Source organism: Streptosporangium sp. NPDC005286 (genome assembly GCF_040607515.1).
Classification (GTDB): Bacteria; Actinomycetota; Actinomycetes; order Streptosporangiales; family Streptosporangiaceae; genus Streptosporangium.
Genome location: NZ_JBEXGU010000101.1, coordinates 20,233 through 34,605 on the forward strand (window position 1 = coordinate 20,233; position 14,373 = coordinate 34,605).

Genomic DNA, 14,373 nt, shown 5'->3' on the forward strand with positions numbered 1-14,373 from the left:
CGCCTTAATCGGACCATCCCGCCGCTTAAATCAGTGCCATCCCGCCGGCGAGATGACAGCTGCCGGAAATTTCTCTGAGGAATGGGAGGTTCGTAAATGACCGATGTCGATCTGGCCGACGCCGATCTACACGTCGGAGACAGACCCCACGAGGTCTTCCGCCGGCTGCGCGACCACGACCCGCTGTACTGGAACCCCGAGGGCAGGGAGCCGGGCTTCTGGTCGGTCACCCGCTACGAGGACTGCGTGAAGGTGCAGAAGGACCCCCGGACCTTCAGTTCCAACCAGACCAACACCCTCGGCCCGCACCGCAACACCGGTGACCAGGGATCCGGAAAGATGATCAACACGACCGATCCGCCCCGCCACACCGAGCTGCGCAAGCTGGTCAACAAGTGCTTCACGCCCCGGGCCATCGCCGCCCTGGAGCCATACCTGCGCTCGGTCGTCAGGGACGTGTTCGCCGACGCGCTGGAGCGGGGTGAGTGCGACTTCGCCGAGGTCGTGGCGGCCCTGCCGGTCGCGGGCATCTCCGCGCTGCTGGACGTGCCGCGCCAGGACTGGGACCTGATGCTCAGCCTCACCTCCACCGCGTTCGGCTCGCACGACAGCGAGTACCAGCTGACCTCCGACGTGCGCGCCAACGCCGCCCAGGCGCACGGCCGGCTCCTGCTCTACTGCCAGGGCCTGGTGGAGCGGCGGCGCGCCTCACCCGGCGACGACATCGTCAGCCTGCTGGCCCGCTCCCAGGACGCGGGAGTGCTCAGCGAGGAGGAGTGCCTGCTCTTCTTCGACGTGCTGATGCTCGGCGGCAACGAGACCACCCGGCATGCCGCGGTCGGAGGGCTGCTGGCCCTCATGGAGCACCCCGACCAGTGGGAGCGGCTGCGCAAGGAGCCCGAGCTGGTGCCCAACGCGGTCGGCGAGCTGCTGCGCTGGACCTCGCCCAGCCGCCACGTGCTGCGCCGCGCCGCCCGCGAGACCGAGCTGCACGGCAAGACCATCCATCCGGGCCAGGACGTCGTCATCTGGCACACCTCCGCCAACCGCGACGAGCGGGTGTTCGACGCGCCGGAGGTGTTCGACATCGGGCGCCCCCGCGGCTCACGCAACGGGCACGTCGCGTTCGGCTCCGGGCCGCACTTCTGCCTGGGCGCCGCCCTCGCCGAGCTGGAGCTCACCGTCTTCCTGGACGAGCTCGCGACCTCGGTGTCGGCGGCCGAACTGCTCGGGCCGCCCGACTACCTGCGCTCCCCGGTCATCAACGGCGTCAAGCACGTCCAGATTCGGCTCCACCCCATGGGGTAGAAGCGGAGGCCATGAACTCACTCACCTGGGATCAGGTCCACGCGCGGCGGCTGGCCCGCCACCATCTCGTGAAACCCGTCTCCGGCGACCTGCGGAAACCCGTGCGTGACGTGTGCGGGGTGCAGGCGCAGGTCGCCGCCGCGGCCGAGCTGGCCATCGGGTCACGGGTGAGGGACGCCACCCGCGAGCAGGTCCGCGCGGAGCTGTACGACGACAAGCGCCTCGTCAAGACCTACAGCCTGCGCGGCACCCTGCACGTGCACGCCGCCGACGAGCTGGCTCTGTGGCTGGCGGCCATGCGCTGGAAGCCCTACTGGCGTGCCAAGGGCAGCTGGCACGCCCACCACGAGCTGACCGCCGAACAGGGCGAGTCGTTCGTCGACGCGGTCCGCCAGGCACTGGACGGCGAGTGCCTGACCCGCGAGGAGCTGGCCGGGGAGGTATCGGGCCGTGTCGGCGCCTGGGCCAAGGACAGGCTCGCCTCCAACTGGGGCGAGCTGCTGCGTCCGGTGGCCTACCTCGGCGTGCTCTGCTTCGGGCCGGTACGGGGCGCCAAGGTCACCTACGTCAGGCCCGACCGGTGGGCGGGGCTGAAGGTCGAGCTCGGTGACCAGCCCGACCCCGAGGAGTCGGCGATGGAGATCATCCGCCGCTACCTGTGCGCGTACGGTCCCGCCACCCACCAGGACCTGGCCCGCTGGTTCGCGCTCAGGCCACCCGAGGCACGCGAGGCGCTGGAGTCGCTCGGCGACGAGATCGTCCAGGTCGAGGTCGAGGGCCGCAAGGCGTACGTCCTCGCCGCCGACGAGAGCCGCTGGCCGTCACAGGCGAGCTGCCTGCGACTGCTGCCGCAGTACGAGGCGTACGTCCTGGGCAGCGGTCCCAAGGAGGTCGTCGTGCCCAAGGACACCGCCGGACGCGTCTTCGAGCACGGCCGGGGCAGGTACGAGGGCGCGGTCGCCCACCAGATCATGCTCGTCGACGGGGTCGTGTCCGGCATGTGGGAGCGCAGGGAGAAGGGCGGCAAGGTCGAGATCAAGGTCGAGTCGTTCGTCGAACTCGATTCCGGCCGGAGCGAGGAGCTGGAGCGGGAGGCCGAGCGTGTCGGCCGCTTCTACGGCGCTGAGGCCACCCTGTCCATGGGCAGGCTCACCGGCAGGAAACGCTGAGTCCGCCACACGGGCCCCGCCGCCCGGGGCCCCGGGCGGCGGTTCGGTCGCGGCCTTCGCTCATCGGCAGGCGCCGAGGTCCTCCCGGATCGCACGCAGCACCGACCGGCGCTGGGTGTGGATGAAGAAGTGCCCGCCAGGCAGCAGCCGGAGCCGGAACGCCGACCCCGTCTGCGCGCTCCACGCGCCCAGCCCGCCGGCCGTCGTCGTCGGGTCCCCGATCCCGCCGAACACCGAGATCGGGCAGGCCAGCGGCGGCTCGTCCTCGTGGACGTAGGACTCCGCCACGTTCAGGTCGGCACGGAGCACCGGCATGACGAGGCTCATCAGCTCCGCGTTGCCGATCACCTCCGGGGGGATGCCGTCCAGCCGGTGCAGCACTCGCATCAGGTCCTCGTCGCAGAGCTGCCCGAGCCGCGGCGTGCCGTCGCGGATCTGGGGGGCGTTCCAGCCGGAGACGAACAGCCGCCCCGGGCCCGGCAGCCCGCGCGAGCGCAGCCGCCGCGCCGTGGTGAACGACACCAGCGCGCCCATGCTGTGCCCGAACAGCGCGAACGGCAGCGGGGCCAGGCGCGACAGTTCGTCGATCACCGGATCGACGATCATCGACAGCCGGTGCGGCGGCTTCTCCCCGATGCGGGTCTCCCGGCCAGGAGAGCGCACCGCCCACAGTTCCACGTCGTCGGCCGGCAAGCCGGCCCAGCCGCGGAACGTCGTGGCGCCGCCTCCCGCGTTGGGCACGCAGACCAGCCGAGCGCGAGGCCGTTCCGGCCGCCGCAGCGGTACCAGCCAGCTCGCGGTGGTCAGGCGAGCGGTCACCACGAGACCTCCAGGGATCGTGCGGAGTCCCGGACCCGCTCGCAGGTGGCGACCAGGTCCGCCAGGGATTCGGGGGGGAACATGTGAGCCGCGTCGCCGGGGCGATACAGCCGCTCGGGCTTCGTGCACGACTCGATGAGCAGCCCGTCCGCGCCGTACGCCGAGGCCGCCAGCGCGGCCGGTGCCACCAGCGAGGCCGAGCGGGTGCTGTGGCTGGGATCGAAGATCACGGGCAGCTCGGTACGGGCGCGCAGCGCGGTGATCGCCCCGAAGCCGGGCTGCTGCGGTGTCCCGGTGGCGCCCGCGCAGAGCACCACGGCACTGTTACCCCGGGTGAAGACGAACTCCGCGGCCCGCAGCCAGTCGTCCAGACTCGCCCGTGGCCCCCGCATCAGCAGCACAGGGCGCCGCTGGGCACCCAGCTCGGCCAGGAGCGGCCGGTTGTCCAGTTGCCGCCCGTCCACCTGCAGGCAGTCGGCCACCTCAGCGACGGCCGCCACCTCGCGCGGGTCACAGACCTCGGTGATCACCGGGATGGCCGCCGCACGCCGGATCTCCGCGAGCGCCTCCAGGCCCCGCAGGCCTCTGCCGGGAAAGTGGTAGGGGCTGCTGCGCGTCTTGGACAGCCCGGCCCGCAGCGCGTGCGCCCCCTGCGCTCTGACCGCCAGGGCCGTCTCGACCGCGTCCTCGGTCGACTCCAGCGCGCACGGTCCCGCCGCCCACCACAGCCTCGGCCCCCCGACCACTCCGGCCTCCCGAGGAGCCTCCGGCGGGCCGGACAGTGGTGGGCCGCCGATCGTCACCTCGCGCGCGGCCACGCCGCTGTCGCGCCGTACCAGCCAGTGGCCGTCGGGGGTGGGGCGGCGGGCCAGCACGGCGGGCGAGGCGGGTACGCAGGCGAGGGACTCGTCGCCGCTCACCACGACGAACACCCTTCCGGCCAGGTGCACCGGCCAGGCGGTGACGTCCTCGTGCGCCCCGGCCCGCGCCGCCACCTCCTCGGCGACCTCGGCGGAGGTGCCGGGCCGCAGTTCGATCAGCATGCCGGGACCCCCGCGCCGATCTCCTTCCGCCAGGCCGCGATGCTCGCCTCCAGCGCGGCGACGTCAGGTCCGTGCCGCAGCACCCCGGTGGTGACCGGCAGCACGGCCCGCCCCGGCGCGCCGGCGGCGACGGCGACGAGGTCGCGGGTGTCGCGTCCGGCCCTGCCCAGGCCAGGCAGTTCCACGACCGCGGAAGGCATGCGGGCCACCAGGTCGCGGGCTTCCTCGGCGGCGGCCCCGACCACGGCCGCCGCCGCCACGCCGTGCTCGTCGTTCCACTCCCGCACCTCGTCGGCGGTGCGCTGGGCGACGGTGCGCGAGCCGGTCATGGCGCACTGCACCCCGCCGGCCGCGTGGTTGGAGGTGCGTACGAGCACCATGACCAGCGTTCCGCTGTCCCGGGCCCGGCGCAGCAGCGGGCCGAGGGAGCCGAAGCCCATGAACGGGTTCGCCGTCACCGCGTCCCCGCGCAGCACGCTGCCGGGCCCCAGGTAGAGGTCGGCGTAGGAGTCCATCGTGTCGTCGGCGTCGCACACCTTCGCGTCCAGCACCGCCAGCGAGCCCCGCTCGTGCACGCCGTCGACGACGTCACGCAGCAGGGCGGTGCCCGCGGTGCCGAACCGGGTGAAGAACGGCACCTGGATCCGGTAGACGGCCACCTGCTCGCCCGCGGCCTCCAGCACCGTCGCGCACATTCGCCGGGCCCCGCCCACGTCGCCGGGCATCCGCCACGCCTCCAGCCACTTGGGGGAGGGGGCGAGTCCCAGGCAGAGGGCGGATCGGTTCTGCAGCAGGTCAGTCCATATCGGTACAACAGCCATGGGGTCATTGCACACAACCGAGCCCGCGCGCGCCCGGCGTCCACTCGCCGTTGAGGTTCCAGCGAGTAAAATCCCCGCTCCGCACCGCGCCCGCGATGGGGAGCGGGGATTTCGCCGCTTCTTGATCTACATCGTAAAGGGGTTGGGTTGGCGCGAACCCCCACGCGCAACGCGCAGACCCGCAGTCATCGGAGCCTGCGGGGGCTGGACCGCGCTGCTATCCGCCGCTCAGCGGTTGGTCCACAGATGCCAGAACCAGTCGCCCTCGGAGCAGGTGTAGTGCTCCCAGTGGCCTCGGTCGATTCCCCCCTGGCCGGCCGCCACGCAGTTGGAGTGGCTTGAGAACCAGTCGCGGTACACATCGTCGCCGGCGAGTAGCCGGCCGGCCGTGCCGGCCTGCGCGGTGACCGTGTGTGCCTCGGAGGCGGTGGCCGAAGCCGCGAAGGCGGGTGCGCCCGTCGCCAGCAGGGCCATGCCGATGATCGCGCCGACCGCCGGCAGTGCGCGGACGTGGAATGCCCTTGTGGAGCGGCCGTGCTCGCCCAGGGAGCCGGAGATGCCGCGACGACCTGTGTTCATCTTCATCAGATACCTCCAGTGTGGAGACCCCCGCCTTCAGGCGGGGGAGGAAACGCGGCACGGTGCCGCGTTTCTGGGTGGTGTAGCCGTAGCCGTGCCGTCGGCTCGCTGGAGCAGGTGGCCGTGGCGGTCGAGGACGAACACGGCTGGGTGAACCGTAAGGTTCGCTCCCTCCGGCGCCGAAGCGCCCTCGGGGTGACGCCGGTGCGGCGGTGCGGCCGGACCGATCTCCCCTCGCCCATGGTGAACACCAGGTGCCGCCGCGAGGCGGTGTCCGTGAGCCGTTTCGTGCCCACCCTCGGGCGTGTCTGCTCCCACGGATTCGAGAGCTTGGAGCTGAGGAAGCACCCCAAGGTCGGTCTGCGATCTTGTGTTCAACGTAGCCATCTGGATCACACCTCCAGTCCGTGACGGCTAGGGCTGGTCAACACGGGGCTTCGAAGCGCATCACCGCGCCTCAAGCCCCCTCCTGCAGGAGAGGGTCGTTGACTCCTCATGTTCGTGACGTGAGATGCCGATCACCTCGCGCCTGCTGTTCGCCGAGACCGTGACGTGGGGCCCGGGGCGCCAAGCCCGGGGCGGATTCCATCGAGGTCGCCTTGCTCAACTCCGCCGTCACCGGCATGATCGTCGATCGTCCGGATCCCCTTGTCGACCGTCTCCTGCTTCCGTGATGACCGGCATACGGGACGCCACCGTTTCAGTCATCACTTGATTACTCAGTGTAATGGTGTCGGATTGGCAAAGGACGGGTTTTCCGTACGAGGAGGAGCGAGCATGCGGCTGAGGTCGCCGGAGGAGCCTTCGTGATCTCGCACGCGCTCGTGGACGGGCCACATGGGCCGATCCTGGCACGCGTTCCCGGCGATGCCGGGTCGCTGGCCGAGCTGGTACGCGGTCACTACGTCGGTGAGCGGCGGCTTCGGGAGGTCCGCGACCTGGCCGCGCTGCTGGCCGAGTCCCGGCGGGTCCACCACCTGCTGCCGCTGTTCGGGTGTGTGCCCGCCGAGCCGGACACCTGGGCGGAGCTGATCGCCTGCCTGGCGCAGGAGTTGGTGGTGCGCCGGGTCAACCTGACCCGGGTGCCGGCGGCGGTGCGGTGCGTCGCCGTCCTGCGCGAGCTGGGGCATCCTCTCGCGGGGCTGCCCCTGAGGCTCGGCAGGGGAGAGCGCTGGATACGCGTGCCCGAGTTCCAGTCGGGCTGGGTTTCCCAGCCCGACTGGTACATTCCCGAGCATCCGGAGGTCGCGGGGCTCCTCCTGGACGGTCGCACGCTCGCACGGGTTCCCGGTGGGGAGCCCGCGATCGTGAGCACCCGGCAGGAGGAGCGGCTCATCACCGCGGCGGTGGAGCACTGGAATTCATGGGGATGGGCGAAGGTCTTCGAACTTCCCGGGGCTGTCGGCCCTGAGGAACTGGTGCCGCTGGGGGTGAACGCCTTCCTGCCGGATGCCTTCGTGGCGGAGACCGTGTTGAACGGGCAGCGGGGCAGCCTGGGCTCGGTGGTGGCCGAGCTGTTCACCTCCGCCTACTGCAACGCCGCTCAATCCTTTGGGCTTCGCGGTGGGTACGGCAGGCTGGCGACGTGGCGGTCGGTCGCCGGTCTGGTGCGCGCTCCCGCCGACGCGTCCGTCCACCGGGTCAACGAGCTCGCGGCCCGGTGGCGGTGGCTGGCGTTCAGGATCACCAGGCGCACGCCGTACTGGACGGACCAGGAGCTCGCGGTCGGCGCGCTCAGCCCGCGCGGGAAGGTGCTGAGCCTGCTGGTCTCCTACGACACCGACTGACCGACCTTTGGCCGGTCAACGCTCAGCGGCCTGGGACGTTCCCGAGCCGGGGGAGGGGCCGGGGCGGAGGCTGAGGGCTCCGACCGGGCAGATCCGCACCGCGTGGCGGAGGCCGGCGGTGTGGGCCTCGGTGACCTCGCCGGTCACGAGGACGAGTCCCTCGTCGTCGGAGTCGAAGATCTCCGGCAGGACGAGCGAGCACTGCCCGGCACCGACACAGCGCCGGCGGTCCGCGATGACTCTCATGGTCACCAGGCCACCGGGAGCGCGTGCAGGCCGAAGATCACGCCGTCGTACTTGAACGGCAGCTCGTCGTCGTCGCCCACGACGCGCAGGCTGGGAATCCGCTCGAAGAGCGTGCGGTAGGCGATCTCCAGCTCGGCGCGGGCGAGGTTCTGCCCGAGGCACTGGTGCACGCCGTATCCGAACGCCACGTGGTTACGGGCGCCGCGCCGCAGGTCGAGCTCGTCGGGGCGTTCGAAGGCCCGGGGGTCCCGGTTGGCCGAGGCGCCGAGCACGAAGATGCCCTCTCCCCGGCGCACGTTCTGGCCGCCGATCTCCATGTCCTCGGTCGCGACCCGGTCGAAGGCCACCCAGTCGACGATGGAGTGGTAACGCAGCAGCTCCTCCACGGCCGGTGCCCAGCCGTCGGGGGCGGCGCGTAGCTCGGCGAGCCGGGCGGGACGGCGCAGCAGCGTGAGGACGCCCAGCGAGATCATGTTGGCTGTGGTCTCGTGCCCTGCCAGGAGTAGCAGGAACGTCATGCCGACCAGCGCGTCGTGGGAGAGTTCTCCGGTCGTTTTTCGGGTGGTAACGAGCCGCCCGATGAGGTTGTCGCCGGGGTTCCGCTCGGCCTCGGTGACGAGGCCGTCGAGATAGTTCCAGATCTCCGCGGCCGCGGCCATGGCATCCCGCTGGGAGCCGGCAGCGGCGCTGACCATCCGGCGGGTCCTGGACTGGAAGAAGTCGTGCTCGGAGTACGGTACGCCAAGAAGCCGGCAGATCACCATTGAGGGGACGGCGAGCCCGAACGCCTCGACCAGGTCGGCGGAGGAGCCCTGCTCGAGCATGTCGTCGATGAGCTGGTCGGCGACGTGCTGGATGTGGGGGCGCATCTCCCTGACGCGCCGGACGCTGAACTCGGGGATCAGCATCCGCCGGTAGACGTCGTGTTCGGGGGGATCCATGTCGATGAACTGCCCCGCCTGGAACCGCGCGCCCGCCTGCCGTTCCTCGGCCGAGGGGGGCTCTGCCGACAGGGCGGACATCGGGTGGCCGGGTGTGCTGGGGTCGGTGCTGATCCTGGGGTCGGAGAGCACCTGCTGGGCCTCGGCGTGCCGGGTGACCAGCCAGACCCGCCCGCCGGGAAGCTCCGCCCCGACCAGCGGTGCCTCCTCGCGGAGGCGTGCGTACTCGGGCGGGGGCGCGAACGGGCAGTCGCGAGGTAGGGGGAAACCCTGAGCCATAATCTTCTCCTCGCAGGCCGGGTCCGAGTTTGCTTACTTACATGAAAGTAAGCAAACTCGGGGTGGTCGTCAAGGCACGGCGCGAAGAGGAGTGGCGGACCGGCGATGAATGCCCGACGCAGCGACACCAAGGAACGGATCCAGCAGGTCGCGCTGGAGCTGTTCGCCGAGCAGGGATACGACAAGACCTCGCTGCGGGAGGTGGCGGAGCGGCTGGAGATCACAAGGCCCGCGCTCTACTACCACTTCAAGGCCAAGGAGGACATCCTCACCAGCGTCATCGACGACCTGAACGGCTCGATCGACGAACTCGTGGAGTGGGCTCGCGCCCAGCCGCACACCGAGGAGGCCAGGGGGGAGATCCTGCGCAGGATCGCGGCTCTCCTCAACGATCACTGGCGGCCGCTCATCCGGTTCGCCCAGGTCAATCAGGCCGTCATGTCCGAGCTGCCGGCCGGTGAGCAGATGCAGCGGCGCATGATGACGATGATCTCGGTGCTGAGCGCGCCAGAGGACGGGCTGGTCCGGCAGTTCGAGGCCCGGCTGGCGGTGATCGCGCTGATCATGGGCAGCGTTCCCTTCCTGCTCGGCATGGAGGTGCCCGAGGAGGAACGGAGCGCGATCGCGCTGACCGTCGCCGCGAGACTCGTCGCCGACCGTTAGGCCCCGCCGTCAGTGGGACCCCGCACACGTCAGGGGCCCTGGGGGCCGCGGTAGGGCAGGGGCTGGCTGTAGACGAGGTTGGTGGTGGTGCTGCCGAACTGGGCCAGTTCGTCGACGAGCTGTTCGAGGTGGGCCATGGAGGTCGCGGCCAGCTTCAGCACGTAGCAGTCGTCGCCGGTGGTCCGCAGGCACTCCAGGATCTCGGGGCGCTCGTCGAGCAGCCGGTGCAGGGGCTGGTGCCGGCTGCCCGGATACTTCAGGCGTACCACGGCGAGCACGGCGAAGCCGACCTTCGCCAGGTCGACGTGGGCGTGGTAGCCGGTGATGACGCCCGCCGCCTCCAGGCGCCTGATCCGCTCGGTGGTGGCGGAGGCGCTGAGGTTCACCCGCCGCCCCAGCTCGGTCAGCGGGATGCGGCCGTCTCGCTGGACCTCGACCAGGATCGACCAGTCGGTGGCGTCGAGGCTCTCGGTCATCAGGCAAAGGTACCGGCATATTCACGGCATATCGACTATTGCGCCGGGAAAACTCTCTTCCAATGGGAAATAACGGCTGGATAGCCTGAACCAGTGCAAATAGGCGTTAATGTCCCGAATTTTGGGCCAGGTACCGACCCCGGCGTGCTGCGCGACTGGGCGCAGACGGTGGAGGGCCTGGGTTTCGACCTGCTCATGGTCTCCGACCACATCGCGATAACACCCGACGTCGCCGAACAGTACCCGGCGCCGTTCTACGAACCCTTCACCACCCTCGCCTGGCTGGCCGGCATCACCGGCAGGGTCAGGCTCGGGACCACGGTGCTCATCGTGCCGTACCGGCACCCGCTGCTCGTCGCCCGGATGGCCGCCAACCTCAACCAGCTCAGCGGGGGACGGCTCGTCCTCGGCGTGGGCGTCGGCTGGGCGCGGCAGGAGTTCGACGCGCTCGGAGTCCCGTTCCAGCGGCGCGGGGCGCTGACCGACGATCACCTCCGGGTGATCCGCGCCGCCTGGAACGATGACAAGGACTACCGCGCCGGGCGGATACCGATCTGGGTCGGCGGCAACAGCGACGCCGGACTGCGCCGGGCGGTACATCTCGGCGAGGCATGGCATCCGCTGAGGTTCACCCTCCCCTGGCTGCGCGAGGCGCTGGGCCGGTTGAAGGCCATCGCGAACGAGTGTCAACGGCCGGTGCCCGCCCTGGCCCCCCGGATCGCCCTGCGGCTCACCGAGACGCCGATCACCGCCCCCGGGCGGCTCGCCGGTGAGGGCACGATCGACCAGATCCTTGACGACCTCGAACAGCTGCGCCTCCTCGGCTCCGAGACCGTCGTACTCGACCCCTTCAACGGAGACCCGGACGAGACACGCCATCCGCAGACCGCCTGGCAGGCGCTCGCGACCGTGGCCGCCCGCTGGAATCCGAGCACGTATCAGACAGAAACGAGGGAAACCATGACCGGCGACGACGAGAAGTTCCTGCGCAGGGCCATCGAGCTTGCCGCCGAGGCGCGGGCGGCCGGTGACCCGCCGTTCGGGTCACTGCTGGTGGGCCCGGACGGCACCGTGCTCGCCGAGGACCGCAACACGGTTCTCAGCGACGCCGACATCACCGCCCACCCCGAGCTCAAGCTGGCCAGGTGGGCGGCCCGCGAGCTCGACCCCGCCGCCGCGGCCGCCACGACCATGTACACCAGCTGCCAGCCGTGCCCCATGTGCGGGGGTGCCATCGAACGGTCCGGCCTCGGCCGCGTGGTGTTCGCGCTCTCCAACGAACAGCTCGCGAGCCTCAAACCGGCCGCCACCGGCGCCGGCGCGCGGCAGGAGGGCCCCGCCCTGTTCGACGAGGCGCGCGTCCCGGTCGAGGGTTACTACCGCTGATCCGGTTCGATGGTTTCCACGGTCGTCCCACGATCTCGGCGCCGCCATGCCCACGGCGCCGGAGCGGGATCACGTCATCCTCGGCGTGCCCTGCTAGGGTGCGATGTCTAATCAATCGTTCGATTGAGAGATGCCGTGTCAAACCTCGAGCAGATCCAGCGGGCCGCGGTGGGGCTCTTCGCGGAACGGGGCTTCGCGGCCACGGGCATCCGCGAGATCGGCCGCGCGGCCGGGCTGAACTCGGCCACGCTGTACCACTACGCGGGCGGCAAGGAGGAGTTGCTGGCCGGGATCATGCGCGCGGGCCTGGGCGAGCTGCTGCGCGCCGGGCGCGAGGCCCTGGAGCCCAGCGCGGACCCGGCCGTCCAGCTCGCCAGGCTGGTGCTCGCCCAGGTCGCGACGGAGGCGGTCAACCCGCTCACCTGCCAGGTCACCGACCGCGAGGTGCGGGCACTGACCGGGGACAACCACGCGGAGATCGTCGCCATGCGTGACGACTACGAGTCCATGTTCCAGCGCGTGCTGGAGCGGGGGGTGCGTACGGGGGAGTTCCAGATCACCGACCTGCGGGTGGCCAGGCTGGCGCTGCTCGAGATGTGCAACGGGGTCGCCGTCTGGTACCGCCCCGACGGGCGGCTGTCGGTCGCCCAGCTGCAGGACCGCTTCGTCGAGCTGGCCTGCAGGCTGGTCGGCTCCCGGCTGGTCGGCCGTCAGGAGTGCGGGCCCGAGATCGTCACCGTGTCGCTCAGTTCCGAGCCCCGTGACGGGAACGTCGGCGTCGAGGCGTCGGCGTGAGCCCCTGAGCCGCGGCTCGCGGTATCCCGAAGACAGCATCGGCTCATCATCGGAAGGCGGGGAGCCGACATCCTCCCCTTTTCGAGGGAGGGGATTCCCCGTCTCCCTCCCCGCCCGAAGGCAGGGGTTTCCAGGTTGGAGGATTTGATGAAGGCGGTCGTTTACCGGCGCTACGGAGGGCCGGAGGTCCTGGAGATGGGGGAGGTCTCCGAGCCGAAACTCGGCCCGGAGTCCGTTCTCATCGACGTCAGGACGGTGTCGGTCAACCCGGTCGACTGGCAGATAGCCGCCGGGCAGCTGGACAGCCGTTTCGACGTGCATTTCCCCGTGGTCCCCGGCTGGGACGTCGCAGGGGTGATCGCGAAGGTCGGCCCGACGGTCACCGGCCTCGCGGTGGGGGACGAGGTGATCGGGTACGTGCGCGAGGATTCCATCGGGAGGGGAACCTACGCCGAGCGGGTGGCCGCACCGGTGCGCACCATCGCCCGCAAGCCGGTCAATCTGAGCTGGGAGCAGGCGGCGGCCGTCCCCATCGCCGGCCTCACCGCCTACCAGTCACTCGTCCACGCGCTGCGGGTGGGGGCCGGTGACACCGTGCTGGTGCAGGCCGCGGCGGGCGGTGTCGGGTCGTTCGCCGTACAGATCGCCGCCGCCCTGGGAGCGCGTGTCATCGGCACCGCCTCGGCCCGCAACCACGACTACCTGCGAGGCCTCGGCGCCGAGCCCGTCACCTACGGCCCCGGGCTCGGCGAGCGGGTCCGGGCGCTCGCGCCGGCCGGTGTCAGCGCGATCGTGGACATGTACGGCGGCGAGACGCTGGTCTCCTCCCTTGACCTGCTGCGCGAGGACGCGCGGGGGCGGGTCGTCTCGCTGACCAACGACGGCGTGCTGGAGCACGGCGGCGTCTTCGTGTTCGCCAGGCCGAGCACGGCGGACCTCGACGAGCTGCGACAGATGATCGAGAACGGTCTGGTCGTCCCGGAGATCGCGACGGTGCTGGATCTGTCAGAGGCCGCCGAGGCCTTCCGGCTGAGCCAGAGCGGGCATGTACGAGGCAAGATCGTCCTTCGGGTCTCGGCGGGCTGAGGCAGGACAGGCCGGGGCATCCGCGCGGGCCGTCCGGCCTTTTCCCGCCCCGTGCGGAGAGCCTCCCGGTGAGGTGGTTCCGCGGCTGTTCGCGATGCCTCACCGGTGAGGTCCCGGCCTGGCCGGATGCCGAGCCGGGACGATTCCTGCGAGATGTGCTCGGCTGGCCGGCGAAGCAGACCGCGGCGCTGCTGGAGGGCAGCGTGGCGTCGGTGAACAGCGCGTTCGCCCTGCCCACGGTGTTGCCGCCGGCACACCGATGAGTTTTCGCGCGGTCCGCCGTCCCAACGGGGGGCAGTCGAATCGATCTCGACGGAGGTAGGTCATGGGTAAGTTGCAGTACCAGTGCACCATGTCGCTGGACGGCTTCATCGCCGGCCCGGGAGGTGACATGTCCTGGTTGGCCGGGCACCTCGGGCCCAACCCGATGGTGGAGGAGATCATGGACCAGACCGGTGCGCTGCTCGTCGGCAACCGCACCTTCGGCGGCGACGATCCGCACAGGGGCACCGAGCAGCAGGGCGAGCCGTACGGCGGGGGGTGGACCGGGCAGCAGTTCGTGCTCACCCACAAGGCGCCGGACACGCCGGTGCCGGGCGTCACCTTCGTCGGTGACCTCGACAGCGGTGTCGCCGCGGCCAAGGCCGCCGCGGGTGACAGGTACGTCGGCGTCCTCGGTGCCCAGGTGGCCCGGCAGTGCCTCGACGCGGGCGTGCTCGACGAGATCCTCGTGTTCATCGCGCCCGTCCTGCTCGGCGACGGCGTCCGGCTGTTCGATCATCCGGGTGGGACCAACATCAGGCTCGAACGCCTCAGCGTGACCCAGGCGCCCGGAGCGACGAACCTCCGGCTACGCGTCCTCAGCTGACCCGTTTGCCGGGCCGTGGATGTCCGGCGGGCACACGCCCCATCGGAGCGCCGGTCAGGACTGCCCGTGACCCCGGGCGAGGCCGGTACCCGTGCCGTTCGGGTACC

16 protein-coding genes are annotated in these 14,373 nt (G+C 70.8%); 9 read left to right on the forward strand and 7 right to left on the reverse strand.

Annotated elements, in window-relative coordinates; all coding sequences use genetic code 11:
- The first annotated feature begins 96 nt into the window (after positions 1-96).
- Both ABZU75_RS29855 and ABZU75_RS29860 read left to right on the forward strand, forming a co-directional pair.
- Positions 97-1,308, forward strand: coding sequence for a cytochrome P450 (locus ABZU75_RS29855; RefSeq protein WP_355561202.1), 1,212 nt, complete (start codon positions 97-99; stop codon positions 1,306-1,308).
- An 11-nt stretch (positions 1,309-1,319) separates the two neighbouring features.
- A complete protein-coding gene (locus ABZU75_RS29860) occupies positions 1,320-2,477 on the forward strand; it encodes a winged helix DNA-binding domain-containing protein (RefSeq protein ID WP_355561207.1) in 1,158 nt (385 codons plus the stop codon).
- A gap of 60 nt (positions 2,478-2,537) precedes the next feature.
- Here the strand turns inward: ABZU75_RS29860 and ABZU75_RS29865 are convergent, their stop codons facing one another.
- From ABZU75_RS29865 to ABZU75_RS29880, 4 genes are all read right to left on the reverse strand, one after another.
- Positions 2,538-3,299: an alpha/beta fold hydrolase gene (locus ABZU75_RS29865; protein ID WP_355561209.1), complete on the reverse strand. Its 762-nt coding sequence runs from the start codon at positions 3,297-3,299 to the stop codon at positions 2,538-2,540.
- Complete coding sequence (locus tag ABZU75_RS29870; protein WP_355561212.1) at positions 3,293-4,339, reverse strand: hypothetical protein; 1,047 nt, start codon at positions 4,337-4,339, stop codon at positions 3,293-3,295. The genes ABZU75_RS29865 and ABZU75_RS29870 overlap by 7 nt, the downstream gene beginning before the upstream one ends.
- Positions 4,333-5,160 (reverse strand): orotidine-5'-phosphate decarboxylase, encoded by an 828-nt coding sequence (gene pyrF, locus ABZU75_RS29875; protein WP_355561215.1) that lies wholly within the window; start codon positions 5,158-5,160, stop codon positions 4,333-4,335. The genes ABZU75_RS29870 and pyrF overlap by 7 nt, the downstream gene beginning before the upstream one ends.
- Positions 5,161-5,388: 228 nt before the next feature.
- On the reverse strand, positions 5,389-5,745 hold the full coding sequence (locus ABZU75_RS29880; RefSeq protein ID WP_355561218.1) for a hypothetical protein: 357 nt from the start codon (positions 5,743-5,745) through the stop codon (positions 5,389-5,391).
- An 800-nt stretch (positions 5,746-6,545) separates the two neighbouring features.
- Here ABZU75_RS29880 and ABZU75_RS29885 point away from each other — a divergent pair.
- Positions 6,546-7,526: a DUF6183 family protein gene (locus ABZU75_RS29885; protein WP_355561221.1), complete on the forward strand. Its 981-nt coding sequence runs from the start codon at positions 6,546-6,548 to the stop codon at positions 7,524-7,526.
- 15 nt (positions 7,527-7,541) lie between these two features.
- On the opposite strand, the gene ABZU75_RS29890 is transcribed toward ABZU75_RS29885, so the two are convergent.
- The gene (locus ABZU75_RS29890; RefSeq protein WP_355561223.1) at positions 7,542-7,772 is read right to left on the reverse strand and encodes a ferredoxin; all 231 of its coding nucleotides are present in this window, start codon (positions 7,770-7,772) and stop codon (positions 7,542-7,544) included.
- A gap of 2 nt (positions 7,773-7,774) precedes the next feature.
- Entirely contained in the window at positions 7,775-8,992 is a 1,218-nt protein-coding gene (locus ABZU75_RS29895) for a cytochrome P450 (protein ID WP_355561226.1), read from the reverse strand.
- Positions 8,993-9,097: 105 nt separating this feature from the next.
- Here ABZU75_RS29895 and ABZU75_RS29900 point away from each other — a divergent pair, with 105 nt between their 5' ends.
- Positions 9,098-9,655, forward strand: coding sequence for a helix-turn-helix domain-containing protein (locus tag ABZU75_RS29900; RefSeq protein WP_350925132.1), 558 nt, complete (start codon positions 9,098-9,100; stop codon positions 9,653-9,655).
- Positions 9,656-9,684: 29 nt separating this feature from the next.
- Here ABZU75_RS29900 and ABZU75_RS29905 read toward each other — a convergent pair whose 3' ends face one another.
- Positions 9,685-10,131, reverse strand: a complete 447-nt coding sequence (locus tag ABZU75_RS29905; protein ID WP_355561230.1) for an Lrp/AsnC family transcriptional regulator — start codon at positions 10,129-10,131, stop codon at positions 9,685-9,687.
- A 144-nt stretch (positions 10,132-10,275) separates the two neighbouring features.
- Here ABZU75_RS29905 and ABZU75_RS29910 point away from each other — a divergent pair, with 144 nt between their 5' ends.
- The 5 genes from ABZU75_RS29910 (at position 10,276) to ABZU75_RS29930 (ending at position 14,266) form a co-directional block, all read left to right on the forward strand.
- The gene (locus tag ABZU75_RS29910; protein WP_355561233.1) at positions 10,276-11,517 is read left to right on the forward strand and encodes a TIGR03619 family F420-dependent LLM class oxidoreductase; all 1,242 of its coding nucleotides are present in this window, start codon (positions 10,276-10,278) and stop codon (positions 11,515-11,517) included.
- Positions 11,518-11,652: 135 nt separating this feature from the next.
- Positions 11,653-12,312 carry a TetR/AcrR family transcriptional regulator gene (locus tag ABZU75_RS29915; protein ID WP_355561236.1) on the forward strand — a complete coding sequence of 220 codons (660 nt, stop codon included), beginning with the start codon at positions 11,653-11,655 and terminating at the stop codon, positions 12,310-12,312.
- A gap of 147 nt (positions 12,313-12,459) precedes the next feature.
- A complete protein-coding gene (locus tag ABZU75_RS29920; RefSeq protein ID WP_355561239.1) occupies positions 12,460-13,398 on the forward strand; it encodes an NADP-dependent oxidoreductase in 939 nt (312 codons plus the stop codon).
- Between the two features lie 68 nt (positions 13,399-13,466).
- Complete coding sequence (locus tag ABZU75_RS29925; RefSeq protein ID WP_355561242.1) at positions 13,467-13,661, forward strand: hypothetical protein; 195 nt, start codon at positions 13,467-13,469, stop codon at positions 13,659-13,661.
- 62 nt (positions 13,662-13,723) lie between these two features.
- On the forward strand, positions 13,724-14,266 hold the full coding sequence (locus ABZU75_RS29930) for a dihydrofolate reductase family protein (protein ID WP_350954227.1): 543 nt from the start codon (positions 13,724-13,726) through the stop codon (positions 14,264-14,266).
- Positions 14,267-14,373: the final 107 nt, after the last annotated feature.